Annotated in this window: 11 protein-coding genes and 1 riboswitch; of the genes, 7 read left to right on the top strand and 4 right to left on the bottom strand. The window is 66.9% G+C overall.

The window, feature by feature from the left end:
* Positions 1 to 39 precede the first annotated feature (39 nt).
* The 4 genes from J7I79_RS02735 to J7I79_RS02720 all read left to right on the top strand — a co-directional run bounded on the left by J7I79_RS02735 (position 40) and on the right by J7I79_RS02720 (position 3,758).
* Complete coding sequence (locus tag J7I79_RS02735; protein ID WP_214949881.1) at positions 40 to 1,563, top strand: UDP-N-acetylglucosamine 1-carboxyvinyltransferase; 1,524 nt, start codon at positions 40 to 42, stop codon at positions 1,561 to 1,563.
* A gap of 113 nt (positions 1,564 to 1,676) precedes the next feature.
* Entirely contained in the window at positions 1,677 to 2,915 is a 1,239-nt protein-coding gene (locus J7I79_RS02730) for a glutamate--cysteine ligase (protein ID WP_214949879.1), read from the top strand.
* Positions 2,916 to 2,942: 27 nt separating this feature from the next.
* Entirely contained in the window at positions 2,943 to 3,266 is a 324-nt protein-coding gene (locus J7I79_RS02725) for a hypothetical protein (protein WP_214949877.1), read from the top strand.
* A 99-nt stretch (positions 3,267 to 3,365) separates the two neighbouring features.
* Positions 3,366 to 3,758, top strand: a complete 393-nt coding sequence (locus J7I79_RS02720) for a nuclear transport factor 2 family protein (protein WP_214949875.1) — start codon at positions 3,366 to 3,368, stop codon at positions 3,756 to 3,758.
* A 146-nt stretch (positions 3,759 to 3,904) separates the two neighbouring features.
* Here J7I79_RS02720 and J7I79_RS24875 read toward each other — a convergent pair whose 3' ends face one another.
* The 4 genes from J7I79_RS24875 to J7I79_RS02700 all read right to left on the bottom strand — a co-directional run bounded on the left by J7I79_RS24875 (position 3,905) and on the right by J7I79_RS02700 (position 6,554).
* A complete protein-coding gene (locus J7I79_RS24875) occupies positions 3,905 to 4,351 on the bottom strand; it encodes a methyltransferase family protein (RefSeq protein ID WP_396020155.1) in 447 nt (148 codons plus the stop codon).
* Positions 4,352 to 4,614: 263 nt separating this feature from the next.
* Entirely contained in the window at positions 4,615 to 5,823 is a 1,209-nt protein-coding gene (locus tag J7I79_RS02710; RefSeq protein WP_214949871.1) for an O-succinylhomoserine sulfhydrylase, read from the bottom strand.
* A complete protein-coding gene (locus tag J7I79_RS02705; RefSeq protein WP_104174785.1) occupies positions 5,824 to 6,234 on the bottom strand; it encodes a rhodanese-like domain-containing protein in 411 nt (136 codons plus the stop codon). It lies immediately after the preceding gene.
* A complete protein-coding gene (locus J7I79_RS02700; protein WP_396020152.1) occupies positions 6,231 to 6,554 on the bottom strand; it encodes a DUF1737 domain-containing protein in 324 nt (107 codons plus the stop codon). Before J7I79_RS02700 ends, J7I79_RS02705 begins: the two co-directional genes overlap by 4 nt.
* A gap of 13 nt (positions 6,555 to 6,567) precedes the next feature.
* A riboswitch (SAM riboswitch) is annotated at positions 6,568 to 6,681 on the bottom strand.
* Positions 6,682 to 6,924: 243 nt separating this feature from the next.
* On the opposite strand from J7I79_RS02700, the gene J7I79_RS02695 reads away from it, so the two are divergent.
* From J7I79_RS02695 to J7I79_RS02685, 3 genes are read left to right on the top strand one after another with little or no spacing between them, the layout of a single operon-like run.
* Positions 6,925 to 8,220, top strand: coding sequence for an NtaA/DmoA family FMN-dependent monooxygenase (locus J7I79_RS02695; RefSeq protein WP_214949869.1), 1,296 nt, complete (start codon positions 6,925 to 6,927; stop codon positions 8,218 to 8,220).
* Between the two features lie 4 nt (positions 8,221 to 8,224).
* Entirely contained in the window at positions 8,225 to 9,811 is a 1,587-nt protein-coding gene (locus J7I79_RS02690) for an aromatic amino acid ammonia-lyase (protein ID WP_214949862.1), read from the top strand.
* Between the two features lie 2 nt (positions 9,812 to 9,813).
* Positions 9,814 to 10,848 (top strand): PLP-dependent cysteine synthase family protein, encoded by a 1,035-nt coding sequence (locus tag J7I79_RS02685; protein WP_214949860.1) that lies wholly within the window; start codon positions 9,814 to 9,816, stop codon positions 10,846 to 10,848.
* The last annotated feature ends 71 nt before the right edge of the window (positions 10,849 to 10,919 follow it).

The following is a 10,919-nucleotide window of genomic DNA, read 5'->3' as shown; positions in this document are numbered from 1 at the left end:
TCGCATGGCCAAATAGCTCATGCGTGATATTTTCGTCGTATGACTCAAGAGACTGCTGAACACGTAGGCCTGCTGCTCCGCGATGCCCGCGGCGAGAAAGGCTGGACCCAGGGGCAGCTGGCGGCCGAGCTGGGAACCAGCCAGAGCGCCATCGCCCGTATGGAACAGGGCAAGCAGAACCTCAGCCTGAAAATGATCCAGCGACTCGAGGCCATTGTGGGCCGCAGCATCGTCAAGGTCGGCCGGCCGCAGATGACGCATCTTCGGGTGGAGGGCGGCCGCACCCTCTCCGGTTCCGTGGACGTCAACAGCAGCAAGAACGCCGGCGTGGCGCTGCTCTGTGCCAGCCTCATCAACCGCGGCACCACCACGCTGCGGCGGCTGGCCCGGATCGAGGAAGTGAACCGGATTGTCGAGGTGCTGACCAGCATCGGTGTCGAGTGCACATGGCTCAACGCCAACGACCTGCAGCTCCGCCGCCCCGCCGTCCTGGACCTTGATTCCATGGACGTGGAAGCCGCCCGGCGCACCCGCAGCGTGATCATGCTGCTGGGGCCGCTCCTGGACGAGTCGGCAGAGTACCGGCTCCCGTACGCGGGCGGCTGCGACCTGGGCACCCGTACTGTGGAGCCGCACATGCAGGCCCTCCGCCAGTTCGGCCTTTCAGTGGAAGCCAAGTCCGGCTTCTATTCCGTGCAGGCTCCGCCGGCCGACGGCGACAACCGCACCTTCGTGCTGAGCGAACGCGGTGACACGGTCACCGAAAACGCGATCATGGCGGCGGCGCACCGCCGCGGCACCACGGTCATCCGCAACGCCAGCCCTAATTACATGGTCCAGGACCTCTGCTTCTACCTGCAGCGGCTGGGCGTTGTGATCGACGGGGTGGGGACCACCACCCTGAAGATCACCGGGCAGCCGTCCATCGACGTCGACATCGAATACTTCCCGTCCGAGGACCCCATCGAAGCGATGAGCCTCATCACCGCCGGCATCGTCACCAATTCTGAGGTCACCATCCGCCGTGTCCCCATCGAGTTCATGGAAATCGAACTCGCCACCCTGGAACAGATGGGCCAGGAACTGGAGATCTCCGGGGAGTACTTTGCCCGCAACGGGCGCACCCGGCTGGTGGACGTCACCACAAAGCCTTCTGCCCTGCATGCCCCCGCGGACAAGATCCACCCGATGCCGTTCCCCGGCCTGAACATCGATAACCTGCCGTTCTTTGCCGTCATTGCCGCCAACGCCGAAGGCCAGACGATGATCCACGACTGGGTCTACGAGAACCGCGCCATCTACCTGACCGAGCTGAACAAGCTGGGAGCCCGCGTCCAGCTGCTGGATCCGCACCGGATCTACGTGAACGGACCCACGCGGTGGCGTGCCGCGGAGGTGGGCTGCCCGCCTGCTCTGCGCCCGGCGGCGTGCATCCTGCTGGCCATGCTGGCGGCCCGGGGAGTGTCTGAGCTGCGCAACATCTACGTGATCGAGCGCGGGTACGAGGACCTGGCCGAGCGGCTCAACACCATCGGCGCGAAGATCGAATACTTCCAGGACTGACGTCACGCTCCCGGACGCGCGCCGCAACGCCGCGTCCGGCAGCGTGCCCGTCCGTTCATGAGCTTCCGTTACGGAACCTGTCTAACGCGGCGTGACGGGCGCACAATGTATGCATGCGAACTTTCGGGGTTGAGGAAGAGCTGCTGATCGTGGACCCCGTGACTGGGGAGCCGCTGGCGCTGGCGGACGCCCTCCTGACAGGGCGGAAGCTCGCCGCCGACGATTCCCCGGACAAGCCGAGGCTTCCGGATCCACACGACGCAACGAACGACTCAACGAATGACGGCGACGCCACCGGGCTGACTGCCGAGCTGAAACTTGAGCAGATCGAGACGCAGACACGGCCGTGCCTCGACTACGCGGAGCTGCTCCACCAGATCCGCGAGGGCCGGGGACTGGCTGACCGCGCCGCCAAGAAACACAGCGCACGGGTGGCCGCGCTGGCAACATCGCCGATTGCCTCCACGACGCACACCACGCCGAACCCGCGCTACGCCACCATGCAGGAGCGGTTCGGACTCACGGTCCATGAACAGCTGACCTGCGGGTTCCACGTTCACACGTTCATCGAGTCGCCCGAGGAAGGCGTGGCCGTCCTCGACCGGATCAGGGACAAGCTGGCGGTGCTGACCGCGCTCAGCGCGAACTCGCCATTCTGGAACGGCGTGGAGACCGGCTTCGAGAGCTACCGCACGCAGGCCTGGAACCGTTGGCCGACGTCGGGCCCGTCCCAGATCTTCGGAACGCACTCCATGTACCGGCGCGTGGTCACCCGGCTACTGGACAGCGGCGTATTGCTGGACGAGGGGATGATCTATTTTGACGCGCGGCTGTCCCGCAACCACCCCACGGTCGAGGTCCGTGTGGCCGACGTCTGCCTGGAGGCCGAGGACGCTGCGCTGATCGCCGTCCTGGTGCGCGGCCTGGTCGAGTCGGCCAGCAGGGAATGGCGGGCCGGAGTTGACCCCGCCCCTGTCCCCACCGTGCTCCTGCGGATGGCGGCGTGGCAGGCCAGCAATTGCGGCCTTCGCGGTGAACTGCTCGATTTCGGCACGTTCCGCCCGGCTCCGGCCGAGGAAGTGGTGGAGGCGCTGGTGGACTTCGTGGCGCCGGTCCTGGCGGAACAGGACGAACTGGAATTGGCCCGGAAAGGCGTGCGCAGGATCCTGGACCGCGGGACCGGTTCGGAACAGCAGCTCCGTGCCATGCAGGACGGCCTCGCAGGAGCCGCTGATGCCGCTGCCGCGCTGGCCGCCGTCGTGGCGCACTCGGTGGAAGTGACCATGCGCAGGGCCGAAGACATCAACGCGCGCGGGCCGGCGCCGGTTCTGTTGCGCGTTCGGCAGTCCTGATCAGTTCCTACGACCCCGGAGCGCGCAATGGAAACCGAAATCGCCCAAGTCACCGGCCATGATGTCACCACCATCACCTGTGTATGCGGTAACACTGTGGGCGATGAAGGACTGATCCAGGCCAACTCCGAAGGCATGCCGGTCCACCTTGGCGGGGACACGCCAGTGCCTGCCGGACTGGCCGCGTGGCCGGAAGACGAGGACCTCTACACCCTGTGCCCCGCCTGCGGCCGCGTCTATCACGACACCGTTATCGAGGAGACCGGAACCGCGCCAGTGGCCTTCACGGTGGATGTCGCCGCCGCGCCCGTTGCCGATGCCATCCGCATCCACTGGGAGCTCGACACCTAGGCACTGCTGTTTCCGGGATCCATCGACAAGCATATTGGCTGGGAATAGCCTTAGTCCGTCCGGGAATTACCCGACGATGATGACGGAGAGGTGCCCGAAATGGGAACCCAGGAGAATGTTGAACTGGTCCGGCGCGGATACGAGGCATTCAGCGCAGGTGACACGGCAACCCTTGGTGAAATATTCGCGGAGGACGCAGTCTGGCACGTCGCCGGAGACGGCGTGCTATCCGGAAAGAAGGAGGGTCGCGACGCCATCTTGGCCTATTTCGGTGAACTCGGCGCCCGTTCAGGAGGCAACCTGAAGGTGACCGTTGAGGAGATCATCGGAGGGGAAACAAGCACTGTTGCGGTGCAGCACAACCAGGCAGAGAGCGGCGGCCGGTCCCTGGACCAGGACGGCGTAATCGCATTCAGGGTGGCTGACGGCAAGATCACCGAGGGACGGGAGTTCTTCCAGGATACCGCCAAGGGCGACGCCTTCTGGGCATAGCCCCACATGACGGGCAGTGAGGGCGCCCATCGCGCCTTCCACTGCCCAGAACAGTGATGTTGTTGCCCAGCCCAGTGTTATCGCACGGCCGGTGTCACTGCCCGGCCCGGTAGTTTTGCACTTTTCGGAGCCGCCGCCTGCCATCATCAGGACCGGCCCTGCCGCTGTCTCTGAGCCGTCAAACATTCCCGGGTGCAGCTGGGAAGTCGTGGTCTTCCGCCCGTCGGGAAAGGCGACGCCGAAATGGAGGGCGCCGCCGCGGCCGCCCTCCGCATCCGCATCCGATGCACCCGAGCTAGGCCAACTGATCGACACCATCCTCGTCCACGGCTGACAAACGCAGGAATGTACCGCGGCACGGAGCGCTCGTAGCACCCGAACCTGTCGCTGAATTTGTCCGCCAGCAGCGACTCCTCACGGAGTACCTGCCGGTGGACCGCGGCGGCCGAATACGGGAGGGCGGCTATAGTCCACGCGTCATCCCGCACCAGGCCCATCCCTAGGTGAAGGAGGGACCATCCGACGTACATCGGGTTGCGGCAGAGCGCATAGGGCCCTGAAGCGACCAGCACGCTGGGGTCCGCCAGGCGCATCCCGCGGGCGGCTGCCCAAGACCAGCCGATTACGAAGCACCCCGCTGCCATGGCACCGAGGCCAATGACCTTTTGCCCGGCGAGGCGCTGCCCGCCGGCGTGTGGCCGCCGCGTGCCCGGCCGCCCGGTGCCCGGCGCAACGCGGTTCGTCCCGCCGTCCAGGCGCAAGGGCAGGACGCGCTGCAGCAGCAGGCCGGCGGCTATGCCTAGCAGGTTCTGCTCCGGTAGCGGAATATTCGAGGCCAGCGTCCGCCAGGACACGGCTAGATCCGCTTCAGTGCCTGTTCCAGGTCCCGGATCAGGTCGTCAACATCCTCGAGTCCTACCGAGAGACGGACCACACCGTCGCTCAGCCCGATGGCCGCACGGCCTTCCGGACCCATGGCACGGTGGGTGGTGGTGGCGGGGTGGGTGATGAGCGACTTCGCATCGCCGAGGTTGTTGGAGATGTCGATGATCCGCAGCGAGTCCAGCAGCGCGAAGGCGGCCTCTTTCGCCGTACGGCCCGCGGACGGCGACAGCTCCAGCGTGAGCACGGTCCCGCCGGCTTTCATCTGCTTTGCTGCCAGTTCGTACTGCGGGTGTGACTTCAGCAGCGGGTACTTGACCCAGCTGACGGCGGGCTGCTCTTCGAGCCATTCGGCCAGGCGGAGGGCCGAGGCCGAGGAGTGGTTGACGCGCAGCGCCATGGTTTCCAGGCCCTTGGCCAGTACCCAGGCGTTGAACGCGGAAAGCGCCGGTCCGGTGTGGCGCATGAGCTGCTTGACCGGGCCGTCGATGAACTCCTTGGTGCCCAGGATGGCGCCGCCCAGGACCCGGCCCTGGCCGTCAATGTGCTTGGTGCCGGAGTACACCACCACGTCGGCGCCGAGGTCGCCGCAGCGCTGGAGCAGGGGAGTGGCGAAGACATTGTCGACCACTACCGTTGCCCCTGCCGCATGCGCCAGTTCGCTGACCGCGGCGATGTCCACGATCTCCTGCATGGGGTTGGACGGCGACTCGAAGAACACGGCGGTCGTCGGCTCTGCCAAGGCGGCGCGCCACTGGTCCAGGTCCGGTCCGTCGACGAACACCGTTTCCACGCCCCACCGCGGCAGGATCTCGTTCAGGATGACGAAACACGAGCCGAACAGCGAGCGTGCAGCCACAACCCGGTCGCCGGCGGCGAGCAAGGCGCCCAGTGCCGTGAACACGGCGGACATGCCGGACGCCGTCGCGAAGCACGCCTCGGTGCCCTCGAGCAGCCGGAGGCGCTCCTGGAAGGTGGCCACCGACGGGTTGCCGTAGCGGGAGTAGACGAACCGTTCGTCCTCGCCCGTGAAGGCGCGCTCGGCAGCTGCCGCGGATTCGTACACGAAGCCGGAGTTCAGGAAGATCGGCTCGGTGGTTTCCTGGAAATTGGTGCGGTCAAGGCCGCCGCGGACAGCCTGGGTGTCGGGGCTCCAGCCGGCGGCATCGGGGTTGAAGGTCACTTAGTTCTTTCCGAGGTTGGTGGGCAGGCCGCGGTTCTTCCAGCCGTTGACGGTGCGCTCGCCCCAACGGTCCGGTTCGCCTTCGAAGCCTTCAAGGACGTTGTAGGCGGTGAAGCCAGCCTGCGTGGCGGCGATGGCTGCGGCGACCGACCGGGCGCCGGAACGGCAGAGGAACACCAGTTCGACGCCGGTGTCCTCCGGGGCCTGCTGCTTCAGCTGGTTGATGAATTCCGGGTTGGGGATCCCGCCCGGGAAAGTCCACTGGATAAAAAGGGGATCGTTTTCCGTGGCCTTGGTGTCCGGGATGCCGATGTGCGCCCACTCACCCTCGGTGCGGACATCCACGAGGACGGCGCCCTGTTCCAGTTTGGCCCAGGCGTCCTGGGGGCTCAGGTCTCCGGCGTAGCTCACGCGTGCCCCTCGAAAGCGTCGCCGGGGAACTCGACGTCGAAGTCCAGTTCGTCCACCGCAGTTGCCACGGCTGCGTCGGCAGTGGCGATGGCCGCGGGCAGGATCACGGCCTGCGCCACGATCACGCTGGCGCCGTTGAACGTTGCAGCCGGGCTCCCGTGCAGGACGTAGCCTTCGGCCAGCGCCGCGGAGATGCGCTCGCAGAACGAGCGGTCATCCGGGCCGGTGATCAGCCGGTACGCCAGTTTTTCCTGGGGCTGGTCCTGGGCAGCGGCAGCCGGGGCGGCGGCCGGAACCAGTTGGGCGGGGGCGTCAGACACGACGGGTCTCCTTCTCTCACGCTTGCAGCTCGAATATCGATATGCCGAGTATTCACCTGAGGCACCCCGCCGCGAAAGGGAGGGTTGCCGACCGGCCAGTCAGGGCTTGGCACCGGTTCTCATTACTCCCCAAAAACGTAGCACTTACGACGGCGGCCCGCACCGCCGTCGTCGTCATCTTCCGTAACGGGACCACGCGCGATGCGCCATTACGTCGGAGCTAATTGGGGGTGACTAACGGCCTGTACGTGACCCCGTGTTGCGGTTACAAATGCCAATGCGGGGAGGATAATGACGGGAGACGAACCGCTGTAACGCCGGATGAAATCAGGCAGCCGTGAACAGATCCAACGGGAATACAGTCAGTCCCATGCTGCACTTCGGTTGGTTTGTGGGTCACGGATTTGGCGTCCAAGGCTGGGGCGCCCCCGGTTACGGCATCGGTTACGACTGGAAAAAGCCGGCGCTCTACCAGCACGCCGTGCGGGAATTCGAACGGGCCGGGCTGGACCTGTTCATCATCGAGGATTCACTCACCGTGCCGGACACCTACGGCGGGAGCGCCAAGGTGTCGCTGGCCCAGGCGTCCTTCGCACCCAAGCACGATCCGCTGGCCCTGGTTCCGTACCTGCTCTCCGCCACGGAACACCTCGGCATTGTTCCCACGGTGAGCGCGTCTTTCTACCCGCCGTTCACAGCTGCGCGGCTGCTGGCGACGCTGCAGCACTTCTCCAACGGGCAGCTGGGCTGGAACGTGGTGACCTCCGGCAGCGATCTTGCCGCGCAGAACTACGGCCTGGACCAGCAGATCGAGCATGACCTCCGCTACGAGAAGGCGGAGGAATTCGTGGACGTGGTGCGCAGGCTCTGGCGCAGCTGGGAGCCGGACGCCATCCTGGAGGACGCGGAAGCGGGCGTGTTCGCGGACCACACGAAGGTCCACCCGATCAACCACGACGGCGAGTTCTTCAAGGTCCGGGGGCCGCTGAACACCGCGCCGCTGCCCGAGGAACCGGTGCTGGTCCAGGCCGGCGCGTCCCCGCGGGGCAAGGCGTTCGCGGGCGGCAACGCCGACGTCGCCATTGCCCTGGCGAGGGGTGTGGACGGCATGAAGGCGTACCGCGATTCGATCCGCGCCGAGGCAGCCGCGGCCGGGCGGAACGCCGACGATGTCAAGGTGCTGTACGTCCTCAAACCCACCGTGGTGGGTTCCCGCGCCGAAGCTGAGGAGCTCCGGGAGCAGCGCCGGCAGCTCACGCAGCGCGACATCGACAGCCAGCTGAATTCCATCTCCTACCTCTCCGTGATCGACTTCAAGCAGTTCGACCTCGACGCCCCGCTCCCCGAACTCACCACGAACAGCAACCAGGGCACCCTGGACCATTTCGCCAAGGCCGGTCCGCCCGGGTCCACGCTGCGCCAACTCCTGCAGGCCCGCAGCGGCGGCGCCGGGGACAGCATCATCGGCACCGCCGAAGAGATTGCGGACTACCTCGAGGAGACTGGGGCGCAGGTGGGCGGGGACGGTTTCCTGTTCTCCGGCTTCGTGGACCCGGCCACGGTTCACGGGGTGCTGGACCGCCTGGCGCCGGTGCTGCGGCGCCGGGGGCTGCTCCGAACAAGCTATGGTGACGGCGGCTTCCGCCGGAACCTGCGCGACTTCTAGGCCCATGGGCAACGGCAGCGGCAACTTCCTGATCGGCACGGCCCACCTGCGCGCCAGGGACGTCGCGGAGGCAGCGGCCGATCCGGCGGTGAAATTCGTCCTGAGTACTGACGCCCTGGGGCTGATCGGGCTCTCGCGTGAGGTGGTGCAGCAGGCCATCGAGTCCGGCCACCGCGTCTACGGCCTCAACACCTTGCTGGGTTCCGGGCGTGACACCGCTGTAGAGGACACATCGATCCTTGCCTACCAGGTGCAGGTGGTGCGGTACCACAACAGCGGTGTGGGCGACCCCCTGGACCGGGACGAGGTCCGGGCCGTTATGCTGGCACGGCTCGTGGGCTTCAGCCGCGGCGGCTCCGGCGTCCGGCCCGAAACTGCCCGCTTCTATGCCGAAATGCTGAACAGGGGAGTGGTCCCCGCCATCCCGCGCGACGGGTCCGTGGGTTCGGCCGACCTGACCCACCTCGCCGCCGTGGCCGCCGTCGCCATCGGGGAAGGCCAGACGGTGGCGCCGGACGGGAAGCTGGTGCCCGGCGGGCAGGCCCTTGCGGACGCCGGGCTGGCGCCGCTGGAACTGGCACCCGGCGAGGCCCTGGCCCTGGTCAGCTCCAACTCCTATTCGATCGGGGTGGGCGCGCTGGTGCTGCACCGGATCCTGCGGCTCGCCGATCTCGCGGACATCGCGCTTGCGCTGTCGCTTGAGGCAACGGCAAGGCACGACGGCGGCGGCAACCTCAGCCCGTTTTCGCCGGCGGTGCAGGCGGCCAAGGCGGTAGACGGCCAGGCGGTCACGGCAGGCAATGTCCGGCGGCTGCTCGAGGGCGGATGGCTGGAGGACCCGACGCGGGAGGCGTCAGTGCAGGACGCGCTCTCCTTCCGGGCCGCACCCCAGACCCACGGAGCTTTCCGGTGGCAGGCTACCGCCTTGGAAGACGCCCTGGAGGTGGAGCTCAACGGCCGCGGCGACAACCCCCTCACCGATCTCGGCTCGGGGCGGATGGTGTCCGGCGGGAATTTCCAGCCCATGCAGCTTGCGCTGGCGTTCGAAGGCCTGCGCCTTGGGCTGGCCCATCTGGGAATCAGCAGCGAACGGCGGATCGCCAAGCTCTACCCGCCGCAGCGGCGCATCCGCCAGCGTCACCTCGAGGCCGCCAGGAACGGTGCCGCGCTGGAACCGGAAGAGCTGCCAGGTCTGCTCTGGTACTCGGCAGCCGGCCTGCTGTCCGAGCTCAAGGTCCTCGCTGCGCCGGCGACCCTCGGGGCGCCCACGTTGTCCGCGGATATCGAAGACCACTCAACGCTGGCTCCGCTGGCACTCCAACTCCTGGAGCGCTCCGTGGACGCGGCTGAAAAGCTACTCGCCATCGAGGCACTCACGGCCGCGTACCTGCTGGGCGGGGCCGAAGCGCGGGCGGTGCGGCCGCTGGGGAAGGGGACGGGCGCCGTCGTCGAGCGCCTTTCGGGCCTGCTGGCCCGGCACCTGCCGGCGGCGGCGCTGGTGGAAGAGGCGCGCATCGAACTGAACGGCGCCGTGGGAACCGTGCTGGGCCGTGCCCTGAACGGTGACCACAACGGCGGGGCGGAAAGGTAGCCATGAGCACAATGACAGGCAGGCACGCGGTTCAGGAAGCTGATGTTGCGGCGGACGCCGCGGCCGTCCTGGCGCAGGTGGGAAACACGCCGCTGGTGCCGCTGAACGTCCTCAGCAAGGGCCTGGGCAGCACCGTCTACGTCAAACTCGAATCCGACAATCCCGGCGGCTCCATCAAGGACCGGACGGCCCTGAGCATGGTCCGCGCCGCTGAGCGCAGCGGCGAGCTCCGGCCGGGGGCAACCATTGTGGAGAGCACGTCGGGGAACACCGGGATAGGACTGGCTCTGATCGGCGCGCTGACCGGGCATCCCGTCGTCGTCGTGACGGGGGACACCATCTCATCCGAAAAGCTCGCGGCGCTGTACCGCTATGGCGCGAAAGTGGTGGTGACAGACTGGACCGCACCGTCAGAGTCACCCGAGAATGCGCGGGCGGTCGCGGCCCGGATCACGGCGGACCTTCCCGGTGCCTGGCGGCCGCAGCAGTTCGACAACTCCGCCAACCCGCTGGCCCACTACGAAGGGACGGCACCGGAGATCTGGCAGCAGACGTCCGGCAAAATAACGCATTTCGTGGCAGGAATCGGCACCGGCGGAACCATCAGCGGAAACGGCCGGTACCTGAAGGAGAAAACGGGAGGCCATGTTGAGGTGGTCGCCGCCGATCCCGTTGGTTCCGTGTACAGCGGCGGGCACCCCGGCGAAATCCTGGTGGACGGTGTGGGAAATTCCTGGCCGGAAGCAGAGTGGCCCAAGATCTTTGACCGCAGCGTCGTGGACCGCTTCCTGCGCGTTCCCAACAACGAGGTGTACACCACGGAGCACCGGCTGCTGAACGAGGAGGGACTGTCCCTCGGCCCGTCGTCCGGGCTTACCGTTGCGGCCGCCCTCAGGGTTGCGCTCGCCGCACCGCACGGCTCGGTGGTGGTGGCTATCGCCCCCGACGCCGGCGGCAACTACCTGAGCAAGGCCTTCAACCCCGTGTGGCTGGCGGATAACAACATCCATCTGGCCGCGGAGTTCGTGGAGGAGTAGTTCGCCTGCTTAGCATTACGAGTCGGATACAGCTAGAGACAGGCGGTCCCGTCTCGTTGTACGCTTTTGAA

The sequence above is a fragment of the Arthrobacter sp. ISL-69 genome, from assembly GCF_018613775.1.
In the GTDB taxonomy this organism is placed as follows: domain Bacteria; phylum Actinomycetota; class Actinomycetes; order Actinomycetales; family Micrococcaceae; genus Arthrobacter.
This window is presented reverse-complemented; position numbering and strand designations above follow the sequence as displayed.